The sequence below is a fragment of the Nocardiopsis sp. YSL2 genome (assembly GCF_030555055.1).
GTDB lineage: Bacteria > Actinomycetota > Actinomycetes > Streptosporangiales > Streptosporangiaceae > Nocardiopsis.
This window is the reverse complement of sequence record NZ_JAMOAO010000001.1, coordinates 2,273,440-2,287,539: the sequence shown is the minus strand read 5'-3', so window position 1 is coordinate 2,287,539 and position 14,100 is coordinate 2,273,440. Positions and strand designations below refer to the sequence as shown.

Sequence of the window (14,100 nt, the reverse complement as noted above, 5' to 3'; positions counted from 1 at the left end):
GAGGTGCGGGTCAGGCGCGCACCGGCGTACCGGCGGCCAGTCGGGCGAGGATCGAGGTGAAGAACCCGAGTCCCTCGGTGGAGGGGCCGGTCAGGGCCTCGACCGCGTGTTCGGGGTGCGGCATCAGGCCGACGACGTTGCCGTGCTCGTTGGTGATGCCGGCGATACCGCGGCGCGACCCGTTGGGGTCGTCGCCGACGTAGCGGACCACGACCCGGCCGGAGGACTCCAGCTCGTCCAGGGTGGCCTCGTCGGCGACGTAGCTGCCCTCGCCGCTCTTGAGTACCACCAGGATCTCCTGGCCCTCGGTGTAGGCGTTGGTCCACGCGGTGGAGGCGTTCTCCACACGCAGCACCTGGTCGCGGTTGACGAACCGCAGCGAGGAGTTGCGGGTGAGGGCGCCGGGCAGCAGGTGGCTCTCGCACAGGATCTGGAAGCCGTTGCAGATGCCCAGGACCGGCAGGGCGCCCGAGCGGGCGGCCGGGACCAGTTCGGACATCAGGGGCGCGAACCGGGCGATGGCGCCGCAGCGCAGGTAGTCGCCGTAGGAGAACCCGCCGGGCAGGACGACCGCGTCCACGCCCTTGAGGTCGGCGTCGGCGTGCCAGAGGGCGACGGGCTCGGCGCCGGCCAGCGCGACGGCGCGCGCGGCGTCCTTGTCGTCGAGGGAGCCTGGGAAGGTAACGACACCCACACGGGCTGTCATGAGCACACTCCGGGAAGGCGCATCCCCCGCGGGCGGGGGAGGCATCGGTTGTTCGGCAGGGAGACATCGGTGCCTAGGGCGTGTTCTGCGGATACCCGGCCTGCTGCGCGTCGCCCCGGCGGCACTCTCACTGCGTTCTCATCAGTCGACAGGGGAACCACCCTGACTCCTTCTTCGGCCTGGTGAGAGCACCACTGGATGCTCCGCTCGCGACGGACGGTACCCACAGAACACGCCCTAGCCCGTCCTGTGGTCGCGCGCCGTGGAGGCGTTGCCGACTCCACGGAACACGCCCGGTCGACGGCGCGTCCGCACTCCGCAGCGTACCCGCTCACCTGTAGTCGGGTACGACGGTCACCCCCGGTCGGAGGGCCTGCCTTGGAGGATCATCCCAACGCGGAGCCCCGGCGGCGGGTCTGGGGTGTGCGTCCCGACAGCGGTCGTGGCGCGCGTCACCCCGGGTGCGGGCGAACGCCACACCTCGCGCGGACGGTACGCGAGGTGTGGCGGGTCCGGGTGCGGGGGAGGGCGGCCGGGCCTGTTCCCGGCGGTCAGAGAGCCGCGTATCGCATCTCCGGGACCCGGTGGCCGTCCATGGACGGACGGTCGCACCGGGTGATGTGCTTGCGCAGCAGCACCGTGGTCCGCGGCTCGCCACGGAAGGCGACCTCGTCCATCAGGTAGCGCATCAAGAGAATGCCCCTGCCCGACTCTGCTTCGAAGCCGGGGAGGGGCGGGCGTTCACGGGTGAATCGAGCGGCGAGCTCGGAGTCGTCCGGCGCTCGTCCCGGATGGGACACGCGCAGTTCGCACCAGTCGTCGTCGAGATCGGCCTCGACCACGTATTCGCGGGCGGGAGTTCCGTACTCGACCGCGTTCGCGCAGGCCTCGGAGGAGGCCAGTAGGACGTCGTCCACGCACTCCCGGCACAGGCCCGCGCGGTGCAGGAGGGTGCCGAGGACGTCGCGGACGACGGCGACCGTGTACGCCTGACGAGGGAGGGAGAGCGAGAAAGCGGCGTCCATGCATGCACCTCGCGTGCTCCGTTGTCGTGATCGTCTGTCGCTGTAGGAAGCCTTCCCGACCCCGGATGGGGCAAAACGAACAGCCGTGTCCGCTAGAGGACACGGCTGCGAAAACCTGGCACCGGTGGCCCGGGTGGGAGGCTCAGGAGTCGACGCGGACCTCGAAGTCCTCGATCACGGTGTTGGCCAGGACGGTCTCGGCCAGGCGGCGGACGTCGGCCAGCTTGGCGTCGTCGACCTCTCCCTCGACCTCGACCTCGAAGCGCTTGCCCTGGCGGACCTGAGCGACCCCCTCGAAGCCCAGTCGGGAGCAGGCCCCGGCGATCGCCTGGCCCTGGGGGTCCAGGATCTCCGGCTTGAGCATGACGTCAACCACGACGCGGGCCACAGGGTCCTCCACAAGAAAACGGGGTATGCCGGACTCGCCTGCCACGGAACGGGCGGGCGCCACTCCTGACTGGTCGGAGGGGGCGACGTAAGCGTACGACACGGCGCGGTCCGGCGCCGCCGGGAGTGGCAGGGAGCGGCCGACACCGCCTGCGGGGGCCGAGGGGCGGGCGCCGGTGCGGCAGCCGCGGCCGGATCCGGCTTCTTTACCCGACACTTAACGGGACTGGCGACGCTTTCGGTACGTTCGTGACTCGAATCACTCGGATAGCTGTCATCATTGGAAGCGTGCGGCGGCGTCTAACAGGGTGGAAGTGATCGTCCGGTCGTCCCGAGGGGGAATCTTGGCGACTATCGAATTGGACCAGACCTCCACGACCGGTGAGACCCGTGGCGGCGAGCAGACGCTCGACTTCGCCACCGCGGTCACACCGTTCGCCGACCAGCTCTATCCCACGGCCCTGCGGATGACCCGCAACCCGGCCGACGCAGAAGACCTCGTCCAGGAGACGTTCGCTAAGGCCTTCGCCAATTTCCACCAGTTCCGAGCCGGCACGAACCTACGTGCGTGGCTCTACCGGATCTTGACCAACACTTTTATCAACGGTTACCGCAAGAAGCAGCGCGAACCGCGCCAGGAGACCACCGACGAGATCAAGGACTGGCAGCTCGCCGCCGCGGAGGCGCACACGTCCTCCGGCATGCGCTCGGCCGAGAACGAGGTCCTCGACCACCTGCCCGACTCCGACATCAAGCAGGCGCTGGCCCGGCTGCCCGAGGAGTTCCAGGAGGTCATCTACCTCGTGGACATCGAGGGCTACGCCTACAAGGAGGTCGCCGCGCGCATGGGCACCCCGCTGGGGACCGTGATGTCGCGACTGCACCGGGCCCGCCGCCAGCTCCGCGAGATGCTCGCCGACTACGGCCGGGAGCGCGGGATGCGCGTCCCCGCCGACACAGCGGCCACTTAGGGCGGCGTGAGTGGCGGATACCCGCCGTGCTGCGCGTCGCCCCGGCGGCGCTTCCGGCCGCGGGTGTCCCCGGAGCCCCGCGGGCCGAGGGCTCCAGGTCACAGGCCGCCGTGGCGCGGCCCCGCGGTAGCGCTCCCCGTCGCTCGGGAGCGAGCGCCGACCCGTCCGCACCGACCGGCCGCACTCGTTGCCGGAAAGTAGTTGGAAGTCCTTGTATCTGCTAGGAAGCCCTGGTAAACGGGCTGGCCGAACGTCGTGGATCATGGGGCCGACAAGTTAAAAGGTGACGCTGGGGGCTTGCGCTCCCCATAGTGAGGTCTGTCACGATGTGGTGAGGGCTGTCCGCCTCCACCCACCACCCCCGGGTGGGCGGACCGTGATCCGGCCGATCAGCGTTCACCAACGCGAATTCGGCCCCGAGTACCCGAGGAGCGACGTGTCGGATACCACCGCGCACGAGGAGCCGGAGCTCATCCAGCTCCTGACACCAGAAGGGGAACTGACGGGGCATCCCGACTACCCCCTTGACATCAGCGCGGAGGAGATCCGCGCGCTGTACCGGGACCTGGTCCTGGTGCGCAGGGTCGACAGCGAAGCCGTCTCCCTGCAGCGTCAGGGCGAACTGGGACTGTGGGCGTCCCTGCTCGGCCAGGAGGCCGCCCAGATCGGCTCCGGCCGTGCGCTCGGCGAGCGCGACATGGCCTTCCCGTCCTACCGCGAGCACGGCGTCGCCTGGTGCCGCGGCATCGCTCCCAAGGAACTGCTCGGCATGTTCCGCGGAGTCACCAACGGCGGTTGGGACCCGCACGAGCACGGATTCCACCTGTACACGATCGTCATCGGCAGCCAGGCGCTGCACGCCACCGGCTACGCCATGGGCGTCCAGCGCGACGGCGCCGTCGGCGAGGACGGCACGGCCGTCATCTCCTACTTCGGCGACGGGGCCACCAGCCAGGGCGACACCAACGAGGCGTTCAACTTCGCCTCGGTCAACAACGCCCCGGTGGTCTTCTTCTGCCAGAACAACCAGTGGGCCATCTCCGAGTCGACCGAGCGCCAGTCCCGCGTGCCCATCTACAAGCGGGCCGCCGGCTTCGGCTTCCCGGGCGTGCGCGTGGACGGCAACGACGTCCTGGCCTGCCTGGCCGTCACGCGCGCCGCGCTGAACAACGCCCGCGAGGGCAACGGCCCCACGCTCGTGGAGGCGTTCACCTACCGGATGGGCGCCCACACCACCAACGACGACCCCAGCCGCTACCGCGCGTCGGCCGAGCTCGACGAGTGGAAGGCCAAGGACCCGATCCTGCGGGTGCGCCGGTACCTGGAGAACAACGGGCTGGCCGACGACGCGTTCTTCGCGTCCGTGGACACCGAGGCCGAGGCCATCGGCGAGCAGGTCCGCACCGAGTGCCGTGCCCTGCCCGACCCCGAGCCGCTGGACATCTTCCACGAGGTCTACGCCGAGCCCAACGTCCAGATCGACCGGCAGCGGTCCGAGTTCGCCGAGTACCTCGCCTCGTTCGAGGGCGTCGGCGCGGAAGGGGGCCGTTAGGCCATGGGAACCAACCTCACGATCGGCAAGGCCATCAACGCGGGCCTGCGCGCGTCCATGGAGCACGACCCCAAGGTCCTGGTCATGGGCGAGGACGTCGGCAAGCTCGGCGGCGTCTTCCGGGTCACCGACGGCCTGTACAAGGACTTCGGCGCCGACCGCGTCATCGACACACCCCTCGCGGAGTCGGGGATCGTCGGCACGGCCATCGGCATGGCCATGCGCGGCTACCGCCCGGTGGTCGAGATCCAGTTCGACGGCTTCTTCTTCCCGGCCGCCAACCAGACCTTCACCCAGCTGGCCAAGATGCGCCGCCGCTCGGCGGGCAAGCTCAGCATGCCCATCGTCATGCGCATCCCCTACGGCGGCGGCATCGGCGCGGTGGAGCACCACAGCGAGTCCCCGGAGGCGTACTTCACGCACACCGCGGGCCTGCGGGTGGTCACCGTCGCCAACCCCGAGGACGCCTACTGGATGATCCAGCAGGCCATCCGCTCCGACGACCCCGTCATCTTCCTCGAGCCCAAGCGGCGCTACTACGAGAAGGCCGAGGTCGACACCGCCGCCCCCATCGAGGAGGCGACCCCGATGGGCGCCGCCCGTGTGGCGCGCCACGGCACGGACGCCACGCTCCTGGCGTACGGTCCGATGGTCAAGACCGCCCTCCAGGCGGCCGAGGCCGACACCGACCACTCCATCGAGGTGGTGGACCTGCGCTCGCTGTCGCCGGTCGACTACCCGACCATCGTGGAGTCGGTCAAGCGCACCGGTCGCCTGGTGATCGCGCACGAGGCGCCGCTCAGCGGCGGCCCCGGTGGTGAGATCGCCGCCCGTGTCACGGAGGAGTGCTTCTACCACCTGGAATCGCCGGTGATCCGTGTTGCCGCATTCGACACGCCGTATCCGCAGTCTCGTCTGGAGGAGCACTACCTTCCGGATCTTGACCGCGTTCTGGACGGTGTGGACCGGGCGTTCGCGTACTAGGGGATCGGGGAAACCGAACAACATGGGGATTCAGAAGAGCGCGCCGTCCACGGGCGGCGTGCGGGAGTTCAGACTGCCCGACGTCGGCGAGGGCCTGGTCGATGCCGAGCTGCTCACCTGGTTCGTGCAGCCGGGCGACGAGATCGTCGTCAACCAGAACATCTGCGAGATCGAGACGGCCAAGGCCGTGGTCGAGCTGCCGAGCCCGTACGCCGGGACCGTCCGCGAACTGCTCGTGGAGGAGGGCCAGACGGTCGACGTCGGCACGGTGATCATCACCGTGGACGACGGGTCCGGTGGTGACGGTCCGGCCGGCGACAGCGGTTCGGCCTCCGGCGCGGCCCCGGCCGAGGAGGAGGCCGAGCAGCGGGAGAAGCCGCTGGTCGGCTACGGCGAGAAGGCGTCCTCCACACAGCGCCGCGCCCGCCGCAGGCCGACGCCCTCGGGCCCGGCCTCACCGCCCGCGCCCACCGCGGCGCCCGAGCGTCCCAAGCCCGCGGCGGAGCCCGCCACACCGGCTGTGGTGGCCGCGCCCGCGGCTCCCGCACCGGCGTCGGGCCGTCCGCTGGCCAAGCCGCCGGTCCGCAAACTCGCCCGGGACCTGGGAGTGGACCTGGCGACGGTGACACCCACCGGTTCCGGCGGGATCGTCACGCGCGAGGACGTCCGGGCCGCCGCCGACGCGGCCCAGGCGCCCGCCGAGGCCGCCGAGGCCGCGCCGCAGGCCGCGCCCGCGGCCGTGTCCGACCGGTCGGCCCGTGAGCGCCGCGTGCCCATCAAGGGCGTGCGCAAGCACACCGCCGCCGCGATGGTGGGCAGCGCGTTCACCGCGCCGCACGTCACCGAGTTCCTCCAGGTGGACGTCACGAAGACCATGGAGGCGGTCGCGCGGCTGCGCGCCCGTCCGGACTTCGCCGACGTCAAGGTGTCCCCGCTGCTGCTGGTGGCCAAGGCGCTGCTCATGGCGATCCGGCGCAACCCGGAGGTCAACGCCTCCTGGGACGAGGACAACCAGGAGATCGTGGTCAAGGACTACGTGAACCTGGGGATCGCCGCGGCCACCGAGCGCGGTCTGGTGGTGCCCAACATCAAGGACGCCGACGCCCAGACCCTGCCCGAGCTCGCGGCGAGCCTCAAGGCCCTCACCGACACCGCCCGCGCGGGCAAGACCAGCCCGGCGGACATGTCGCAGGGGACCATCACCATCACCAACGTCGGCGTGTTCGGCGTGGACGCGGGCACCCCGATCATCAATCGGGGCGAGGCCGCGATCCTCGCCTTCGGGCAGATCCGGGACATGCCGTGGGTGCACGAGGGTGAGCTCGCGGTCCGCAAGGTGACCACGCTGTCGCTGTCCTTCGACCACCGCCTCGTCGACGGCGAGCTGGGGTCCAAGGTGCTGCGCGACATCGGCACCGCGTTGGAGGACCCGGAGCTGACCGCGCTGGCCTGGGGCTGACGGCCGTGGGCCGGGATTGACCGCCCCGGCCCGACGACGCAAGGCCGGGGCTCCCACGGGGAGCTGGGCACAGGGGGCCGGTGCCCGACGCGTGAGCGCGGAGGGCACCGGCCCTTCACCTGTGCCCGGGGCGGTCGGGGGCCGTCGGTACGGGCTTCGGCGGACGGGCGACCGGCTCGCCGGAGGGCTGAGACCGAGGCCGAAGGGCGGTCCGGGGGCCGTCAGCGTGCCCGGTCGGCCGCCGTGGGCGTGCGGAGGACCCGCCCCGCAAGGGGGAGGGGGCGGGTCCCTGACAGTCAGTGTTCCCTGTGCGAGTTTTACCGACACATGACGCGACTACCTTGCTCGCGAGGAGATTGTGCGGTCGGTTCCTGGCGCAGCGGCTACCGGGCCCGCCCTGGTTCGTACTGGTCACAGGGATCGGCGGTCTCGTCGGCTGAGCCCGTGCCGAGCACAGCGTGTGCGTGGCACACCGGGTGCCGAGCACACCGGGTGGCCCGGAGACCGGTCCCGCCTCGTCCGTCCGGAGGCGGGCCGACCCGTGTCGGGAGACCGCGGTCCGATGACCCGCTACCGGGGGCCGGGAGCCGGGCGTAGGCGGTCAGGAGGACTGGAGGGCCGTCAGGCGCGCGTCCACCTCGTCGGCGGAGGCGTGTCCGCGGGCGAGCAGGGTGGCACGGCCGTCCTCGACCGCGATCAGCGTGGGGTAGGAGGAGACGCCCAGCTCGGCGGCGCGCCGGAAGTCGGCTTCGGCGGCGGCCCGCGCCTCCGGCGACTCGAAGGCGGCGACGACCGCGTCGGCGTCGAGACCGGCCTCCTCCGCCACCACCCGGTACGTCTCGGAGTCGCCCAGGTCCCTTCCGTCGACGTAGAAGGCGCGCTGGAGTGCCGCGGCCAGTTCCGCGGCCCGCTCGGGGGCGGCCTGGCGCAGGGCGGCCACGCCACGCGCGGCGAGTCCGGAGTCCAGGACGAACGAGCCCTCGGCGAAGAGGCGGTCGAAACCCTCGCCGAACTCCGCCCCGGTCAGCTCGGTGACCTTGGCGTTGGCGCTCGGGATGAAGTCGAGCCGACCGAGGGAGGGCCGCCGCTCGCCGGTGAACAGGCCGCCCGAGACCACCTGCACCGGAAGGCCGGGGTGCCTCTCGGTGACCTCCTTCAGCGTGCCGGAGAAGCCGTAGGACCAGCCGCAGTAGGCGTCGAAGACGTAGACGAGCTGCATGGGGAGAACCTCGCGTCGGTGTGGTGCCCGCCGGGTGCGGACGATGCACTCAGACTCAACATCTTCTGACTGGTCAGATATTTCCCCGCGTGTGGATTTTCTGTCGGGGCGCTCTAGACCTCGGACTCGGAGAGGCCGTCGATGACGTCGTCGAGCACCAGTGTCCGGTGGACCGACGGCATGAGCCGCAGCGCCCGGAGCGCGGGCCGCGTGTCGACGTCCTTGCCGCGCTTGTCGACCGTGCACACGCGCAGGCAGTCCTGGGTCGGGGAGTGCCAGAAGTCCCGCTCGTCCACCGGCGCGAGGCCGTGGGCCGTCGCCGGATACGTCTGCGGGTGCCCGGGAGTGAACCACTGGGGGACGCGGGCGAGGATGAAGCCGGTCAGCAGGGAGTCGAACACACCGCCCTCGGTCAGGTCGGCCAGCGCGTCCCGGTCACCCTCGGATCTGCACTCCTCGCATCCGGCCAGTTCGGCCCGCAGCAGCCATCGGGCACGGGCATGGGCGATGTCGGGGTTCTTCAACTGGCTCGGGTGGCGGTGTCCCATAGGGGGAGGGTACGCGTGCGCGACCGTTCCTGCCGGGTGACCGATTCCTTTGCTGGTGGGGTTTGTCGGGCCGATGGGGTTCATGGGGCGGATGGGATTGAGCGGGCGTCAGGGGCGGCAGGGGCGTCAGGACACCTGGGTCGGTCGACCGGTGTCAGCGTCACGCGGGGCTGGGAGTCACCCGAGCAGGAAGGTGGCGGTGAACAGGACGGGGATCGTGAGGAACGTGGTCATCAGAACGACCTCCCGCACCATCACCTCCGACGTTCGGAACAGCGTGGCGTAGTTGAAGACGTTCTGGGCGGTCGGCAGGGCGGCCAGCACCACGACCGCGAACAGGGCGGTGCCGTCCAGACCGAACACCAGCGCGCCCAGGAACCAGGCCGCCAACGGCTGCACGACCGACTTCAGCGCGACCGCCAGCAGCACCGGTCCCCGCTCGGGACCGCGTCCGGGCATGCCGCTGCCGTGCAGGGAGATTCCGAACGCCAGCAGCATCGCGGGGACCGCCATGCCGCCGATCAGCTCGAACGGCTCCATCAGCGGCGCGGGCGGGACCCAGCCCGACGCGGAGACGGCCACGCCCGCCAGAGAGCCGATCACCACGGGGTTGCGGACCGGCGTGCCCACCGCCCGCCGCAGCACCGGGCCGAGACCGTGCACGTCGCCGGTGTGCAGGTCCAGGATCGTGAGACTGACCGGGGTGATCACCAGCAGCTGGAGCAGCAGGACGGGCGCGACCATGGAGGCGTCGCCCAGCACGTAGGAGGCGATCGGGATACCCAGGTTGCCCGCGTTGACGTAGCCGGACGAGAGGGCGCCCACCGTGGTCCGGCCGACGCCCCAGCGCCGGACCAGGCCGAACGTCACGAAGACGGCCGCCACCGCGGCGACGCTGAGCACGGTCACCAGGACGGGGGCGGACACCAGGACCGACAGGTCCGCGTCGGCCAGGATGGTGAAGAGCAGTGCCGGGCTGGCCACGTAGAACGCCAGCTTGGTGAGGACCTCCTTGGCGCCCGGACCGAGGATCGGCAGTCGGCCGAGCATGTAGCCGATGACGACGACGCTCGTGATGACACCGAACCCGATGATGACCCCGGACAAGGGGCGCCCCCCGACAAAAGCTCTGGTCAGACCCTGAAAACGCTATCCAAGACCGGGTCGGGGCGACACGGTGTGGGTCACATATCGGAGGATCGGATCACATCCGGGACCAGTCGGTCACCGGTGTCGCGCGGGCCTCCGGCGTCCGGCGTCCGGAGCGCGGAGCGCGGAGCGCCCCGAGCGCGTCGGACGCTCCGTTCGGTCCGGGCGGACCGTCAGGACGGGGCGGACCGGGCGGGCTGGGCGGGCCCTCCCGGTCGATCTCGAACCACACGGTGGTCCGGTGTCCCTCGTGCACCACGCCCCACCGGTCGGCCTCCAGGGCGACCAGCCGCAGGCCCAGCCCGCCCGCCCGCTCCGGATCGCGCGGCCGGACGCAGGGCGTGGCCGCCTCGTCGTCCAGCGGGCCCTCGTCGGTCACCTTGACCTGGGCCCGGCCCGGCAGCCGGAAGACGGTGACGGTCACCAGTCCGCCGGGGCGGCCGCTGCGCGTGTGCGTGATCGCGTTGGTGAACAGCTCCCCGGCCAGCAGGCGCAGCCGGTGGCGCCTCTCGCCCGGCAGGCCCGACAGAGAGCCGAGGCGGTAGCGCAGCATCCGGGCCTCCTCGGGCACACCCGCCACGACCATGGCGTGCCCCCTGGCCTCCGGCCGGCGGTCGACCACGATCGGCGCGCAGTCGCGCGGATCGCGTGACCTGCGCGGCAGCACCGGGGGGACGTCCCCGTGCCGGTCGTGCCCCGTGCCGTGCCTGAACGTCTCCATGCGGACCACTGATCCCATCCTCTGCTCCCATCCGGGTCTTCCGGCTGGTCAACACCTTGGAGCGGGTCAGAGCGCCGTGCCAGTGAATGAACAGGGGTGGCGACGGAATGCCGATTCCGGTTGCGCGGGGTCTCGGGATCGACGGACAATGGTTTTCCCGGTCATTTCTCGGTTGAGGAACGATGCGCATGGACAAGCGCGGCAAGGCCAAGTGGCGGCGGGTCGGTGAGGAACTCACGGCGCTCCGGCAGAGAAAGGGATTGAAACAGGCCCAACTCGCACCGGACATCAACGTCGTTCCGGCGCATATCTCCGCGTGGGAACACGGAAAGCGGGGCATGACCGAGGACCAGGCGCTCAGGCTCGACGCGGCGCTCGACGCCAACGGGCGCTTCCACAGGGTGTGGAGGAACGCGAACGCGCCCAAGCAGCTGCCCGAGTGGTACGAGCGGGTGCCCGGTATCGAGCGCAAGGTGTCCGAGCTGCGCGAGTACCAGTGCCTGCTGTTCCCGGGGCTGATCCAGACCCCGGACTATGCCCGTGTGGCGATCCAGGACTCCCTGCCCTGGCGTTCGCCGGCCGAGGTCACGCGCATGGTCGAGTCCCGCATGCAGCGCCAGGACATCCTCTACAAGGACCACCCTCCGCTGGTCTCCATGGTGGTGGAGGCCTCGGTACTCAACCGCGTGATGGGCGACCGCCAGATCATGGCGGGCCAGTTGGACAGCCTGCTCGCCCTGGTGGAGGAGGGGCGGCTGCGCTTCCAGAGCATGCCGTCGGAGCCGCAGCGCCACCCGGGTTCGGCGGGTGCATTCCGGATCTACACCTTCCCCGACGCACCGGCCCTGGCCTCCGCCGAGTACGCGGGCGGGGAGGTGCTCATGGATGATCTGGAGAAGGTACAGCAGCGCATGACCATCTTCGGTTTCCTCCAGGCCGACGCCCTGTCGCTGGACGCCACCGTGGAGCTGGTCAGGACGATCAGGAAGAGCATCGATGAGTAGACATCACGGTCGGCGCAGATGGCACACGAGCAGCTACAGCTCCGGCGAAGGCAGCTGTGTGGAGGTTTCGGAAGGGGATCGTGTGCTGGTCCGGGACACCCAGAACCGCCCGCTGGGCCACATCGAGTACTCCGCGGACGCCTGGACGACGTTCCTGGACGGCGTGAAGCGGTCCCGCGACTGAGCACGTCCCTCCCACACAACGGCTGACCGGTCCTCCCGGCAGCCGTTTTGCATATCTCCAGAAAAGCCACCAACCCGGACAAATCAATTCCGGGAACTCCAGGTTCCGAATGTTCTTCCTTCGGCCCCTACCTGCGGCAACAGTCCGCCGTCAGATATTACTCTCCGGTATTGTCGCCGCCCCCTCTCCCCACCCCCTAGTCTTTTTCCAAACCTCCACAAGCGGAGGCCCCGCGACGCTCGTTTGCGCCCGGGGCCGTGGCCAGCAACCTCAACCCTTTTAACCAAAGGAAATTGCCGACATGGCTCAGTCTATCCATGCCGTCCTCAACCGCGCCCTGGGCTTCCTCGAAGCCCTCCTCACCCCGGCGCGCGGCCGCCACAGCGCCGCCGTCCTGCGCCGGCGACGCTCCACCCGCGTCCGCCGTTACACGCCTCTCCCGGCCCCGCCGGCAGCGCGAGCCCCGCGCCCCGCAGCGCCCCTCACCCCTCCCCGCGCGCACATCCCGGCCGACGACACCGCCCTCGTGCGCGGCTACTACCGGGCCTTCGAGGACGAGCGCGACCGCGTCCAGGCCGAGGCCCAGGCCCGCCTGCACCGCTGGACCACCCCGGCGCCGCCCGGCGACCTCCTCGCCCCCGCCCCGGACGACCTCGCCGACCTGCGCCGCGTCACCCGCCAGTGGGTCGCCCAGCAGAACCGCCAGGCGGTGGCGGCCTGATGGACACCACCGCACCCGTGCCGGTCCGCACCTGGGCCTACCACGACTACCGCAGCGACCTCGCCCAGCTCCGCCGGGTCCGCGCCGACATCGCCACCGACCTCACCGGCTTCTCACCCGACCTGGTCGACACCGTCCAGCTCTGCGCCAGCGAGCTCTTCGCCAACTCCGTCAAGTACGCCGACGCCGAGCCGGACCGCATCCGCCTGGTCCTCTCCCAGCGCGACCCGCGCACCCTCACCCTCGTCGTCGGCGACCCGGGCGGCCCCACCGTCCCGCACATCCCGAAGCGCACCCCGGACGCGTGGAACTGGGCCGAAGGCCAGCGCGGCCTCCTCCTGCTCGACCACCTCGCGACCACTTGGGGCCACTTCGCCTACCCCCGCGCCGCCCGCCTGGGAACCTGGATCACCGCCCGCTTCGCCGTCCCCTGACGCGCCCGCTCTCCCCACCGGGTACGACGGAGCAGTTCCTCATCGGAAGGCGACCATGGCCCGGGCTCGGTGGATTCGTCACTGGAACCCCAGGATCGTGACTCCGTCACCCTGCTCTTCTGGCCACTCGACCAGCACCACAGCACCGGGTACCGGCACGAACCGGTCATCACCGAGGAAGTCCATACTGCTCTGACGAGCAGGGGCCCGGACCGCGCCCGCCACGATCCTCGGAAGGGGGATCGCAACGGCATCTCCTGCTCCCCACTGCGAACCGCTTGTTCGCCCGTGGCCAACACGGTCTCACCATCGAATCCACGCAACTCGAAGCTGAAGGACGGGTCAGGTCCCGATCTCACCGACAGCAGGTATCCCTGCCCACGGTCCTGGACAGGAACTGCCCTTCCGCCAGTTCGACCCCATCACCCATGAGCTCACCGGAAGTCGGTTCGATGACCACGGCCTCGGCGTACTGTGTACCTTCTTCGGGCTCATCATCCGGCGCTCCATCGTCGATGGCCAGCAGCGCTCCCACCTGTCGGACGCCTCCGTCCGCCACGAGGAAGTCGCTGTCCTGGCAGGTCATCGACCACAGAACAGCACCATCACTCGGGTCCAAGCGGGTCAACTGTGCTTCCCCCGAACCACACACCGCCCGTACCACCATCGCCCCGGCGAAGACCACCGGCCGGTCGGCCCGATCCACCGTCGAGTCACCGCAGGAGAACAGATGCTCCGTGTACCAGAGCACCTCGCCGTCGGTGTCCGAACGCATCACGGCGTCCAACTGCGGCTCGGGCGGCAGGTCGAACAAGCCATCGGTCGCCAACTCAACGTCGAAGGCACCCAGCTCCTCGACGTCCCCCGAGATCTCCTCCTCGTGCACTCTCGCCTTCGACCCAAGCGCCCCAGGGTGAGGGATCGTAGGCAGCCAAGGCCAAGCAATGTAACGACGGGCATGCCGACTCCCACACGCTGGCGGGTGACAGCGGCTCGGGAGAACAGGGGTGTGCGGCCACAGTGGCTGACCAAGCGA

General features: G+C 70.4%; 16 protein-coding genes. 8 read left to right on the top strand and 8 right to left on the bottom strand.

What is annotated here, in order from left to right; all coding sequences use genetic code 11:
* Positions 1–10 precede the first annotated feature (10 nt).
* From purQ to purS, 3 genes are all read right to left on the bottom strand, one after another.
* Positions 11–706 (bottom strand): phosphoribosylformylglycinamidine synthase subunit PurQ, encoded by a 696-nt coding sequence (purQ, locus tag M1P99_RS09870; RefSeq protein ID WP_304452358.1) that lies wholly within the window; start codon positions 704–706, stop codon positions 11–13.
* Positions 707–1,257: 551 nt separating this feature from the next.
* Positions 1,258–1,731 carry an ATP-binding protein gene (locus M1P99_RS09865; protein ID WP_304452357.1) on the bottom strand — a complete coding sequence of 158 codons (474 nt, stop codon included), beginning with the start codon at positions 1,729–1,731 and terminating at the stop codon, positions 1,258–1,260.
* Between the two features lie 142 nt (positions 1,732–1,873).
* On the bottom strand, positions 1,874–2,119 hold the full coding sequence (gene purS / locus M1P99_RS09860) for a phosphoribosylformylglycinamidine synthase subunit PurS (protein WP_121181362.1): 246 nt from the start codon (positions 2,117–2,119) through the stop codon (positions 1,874–1,876).
* A 343-nt stretch (positions 2,120–2,462) separates the two neighbouring features.
* Here purS and M1P99_RS09855 point away from each other — a divergent pair, with 343 nt between their 5' ends.
* The 4 genes from M1P99_RS09855 (at position 2,463) to M1P99_RS09840 (ending at position 7,084) form a co-directional block, all read left to right on the top strand.
* The gene (locus M1P99_RS09855; protein ID WP_304452356.1) at positions 2,463–3,089 is read left to right on the top strand and encodes a sigma-70 family RNA polymerase sigma factor; all 627 of its coding nucleotides are present in this window, start codon (positions 2,463–2,465) and stop codon (positions 3,087–3,089) included.
* Between the two features lie 436 nt (positions 3,090–3,525).
* A complete protein-coding gene (gene pdhA, locus M1P99_RS09850) occupies positions 3,526–4,641 on the top strand; it encodes a pyruvate dehydrogenase (acetyl-transferring) E1 component subunit alpha (protein WP_304452355.1) in 1,116 nt (371 codons plus the stop codon).
* A gap of 3 nt (positions 4,642–4,644) precedes the next feature.
* Positions 4,645–5,625, top strand: coding sequence for an alpha-ketoacid dehydrogenase subunit beta (locus M1P99_RS09845; RefSeq protein ID WP_304452354.1), 981 nt, complete (start codon positions 4,645–4,647; stop codon positions 5,623–5,625).
* Between the two features lie 22 nt (positions 5,626–5,647).
* Complete coding sequence (locus M1P99_RS09840) at positions 5,648–7,084, top strand: dihydrolipoamide acetyltransferase family protein (RefSeq protein ID WP_304452353.1); 1,437 nt, start codon at positions 5,648–5,650, stop codon at positions 7,082–7,084.
* Positions 7,085–7,685: 601 nt separating this feature from the next.
* Here the strand turns inward: M1P99_RS09840 and M1P99_RS09835 are convergent.
* The 4 genes from M1P99_RS09835 to M1P99_RS09820 all read right to left on the bottom strand — a co-directional run bounded on the left by M1P99_RS09835 (position 7,686) and on the right by M1P99_RS09820 (position 10,739).
* Positions 7,686–8,303, bottom strand: a complete 618-nt coding sequence (locus M1P99_RS09835; RefSeq protein WP_304452352.1) for a DsbA family protein — start codon at positions 8,301–8,303, stop codon at positions 7,686–7,688.
* Positions 8,304–8,416: 113 nt separating this feature from the next.
* Entirely contained in the window at positions 8,417–8,851 is a 435-nt protein-coding gene (locus M1P99_RS09830; protein WP_304452351.1) for a hypothetical protein, read from the bottom strand.
* A 177-nt stretch (positions 8,852–9,028) separates the two neighbouring features.
* Positions 9,029–9,958 carry an AEC family transporter gene (locus M1P99_RS09825; RefSeq protein WP_304452350.1) on the bottom strand — a complete coding sequence of 310 codons (930 nt, stop codon included), beginning with the start codon at positions 9,956–9,958 and terminating at the stop codon, positions 9,029–9,031.
* A gap of 97 nt (positions 9,959–10,055) precedes the next feature.
* Complete coding sequence (locus M1P99_RS09820) at positions 10,056–10,739, bottom strand: ATP-binding protein (RefSeq protein ID WP_304452349.1); 684 nt, start codon at positions 10,737–10,739, stop codon at positions 10,056–10,058.
* A 164-nt stretch (positions 10,740–10,903) separates the two neighbouring features.
* Between M1P99_RS09820 and M1P99_RS09815 the strand changes: the two genes are divergently transcribed.
* The 4 genes from M1P99_RS09815 to M1P99_RS09800 all read left to right on the top strand — a co-directional run bounded on the left by M1P99_RS09815 (position 10,904) and on the right by M1P99_RS09800 (position 13,064).
* Positions 10,904–11,725: a helix-turn-helix transcriptional regulator gene (locus M1P99_RS09815; RefSeq protein ID WP_304452348.1), complete on the top strand. Its 822-nt coding sequence runs from the start codon at positions 10,904–10,906 to the stop codon at positions 11,723–11,725.
* Positions 11,718–11,909 carry a DUF397 domain-containing protein gene (locus M1P99_RS09810; protein ID WP_304452347.1) on the top strand — a complete coding sequence of 64 codons (192 nt, stop codon included), beginning with the start codon at positions 11,718–11,720 and terminating at the stop codon, positions 11,907–11,909. The genes M1P99_RS09815 and M1P99_RS09810 overlap by 8 nt, the downstream gene beginning before the upstream one ends.
* Before the next feature lie 301 nt (positions 11,910–12,210).
* A complete protein-coding gene (locus tag M1P99_RS09805) occupies positions 12,211–12,630 on the top strand; it encodes a hypothetical protein (protein WP_304452346.1) in 420 nt (139 codons plus the stop codon).
* Positions 12,630–13,064 carry an ATP-binding protein gene (locus M1P99_RS09800; RefSeq protein ID WP_304452345.1) on the top strand — a complete coding sequence of 145 codons (435 nt, stop codon included), beginning with the start codon at positions 12,630–12,632 and terminating at the stop codon, positions 13,062–13,064. The genes M1P99_RS09805 and M1P99_RS09800 overlap by 1 nt, the downstream gene beginning before the upstream one ends.
* Before the next feature lie 355 nt (positions 13,065–13,419).
* Here M1P99_RS09800 and M1P99_RS09795 read toward each other — a convergent pair whose 3' ends face one another.
* Positions 13,420–13,950, bottom strand: a complete 531-nt coding sequence (locus M1P99_RS09795) for a hypothetical protein (protein ID WP_304452344.1) — start codon at positions 13,948–13,950, stop codon at positions 13,420–13,422.
* Positions 13,951–14,100: the final 150 nt, after the last annotated feature.

Coding starts and splice junctions, on each gene's coding strand:
- M1P99_RS09830 (WP_304452351.1), bottom strand. CDS start 8,851: ATGGGACACCGCCACCCGAGCCAGTTGAAGAACCCCGACATCGCCCAT.
- M1P99_RS09845 (WP_304452354.1), top strand. CDS start 4,645: ATGGGAACCAACCTCACGATCGGCAAGGCCATCAACGCGGGCCTGCGC.
- M1P99_RS09835 (WP_304452352.1), bottom strand. CDS start 8,303: ATGCAGCTCGTCTACGTCTTCGACGCCTACTGCGGCTGGTCCTACGGC.
- M1P99_RS09840 (WP_304452353.1), top strand. CDS start 5,648: ATGGGGATTCAGAAGAGCGCGCCGTCCACGGGCGGCGTGCGGGAGTTC.
- M1P99_RS09805 (WP_304452346.1), top strand. CDS start 12,211: ATGGCTCAGTCTATCCATGCCGTCCTCAACCGCGCCCTGGGCTTCCTC.
- purQ (WP_304452358.1), bottom strand. CDS start 706: ATGACAGCCCGTGTGGGTGTCGTTACCTTCCCAGGCTCCCTCGACGAC.
- M1P99_RS09865 (WP_304452357.1), bottom strand. CDS start 1,731: ATGGACGCCGCTTTCTCGCTCTCCCTCCCTCGTCAGGCGTACACGGTC.
- M1P99_RS09810 (WP_304452347.1), top strand. CDS start 11,718: ATGAGTAGACATCACGGTCGGCGCAGATGGCACACGAGCAGCTACAGC.
- M1P99_RS09820 (WP_304452349.1), bottom strand. CDS start 10,739: ATGGGATCAGTGGTCCGCATGGAGACGTTCAGGCACGGCACGGGGCAC.
- M1P99_RS09800 (WP_304452345.1), top strand. CDS start 12,630: ATGGACACCACCGCACCCGTGCCGGTCCGCACCTGGGCCTACCACGAC.
- M1P99_RS09815 (WP_304452348.1), top strand. CDS start 10,904: ATGCGCATGGACAAGCGCGGCAAGGCCAAGTGGCGGCGGGTCGGTGAG.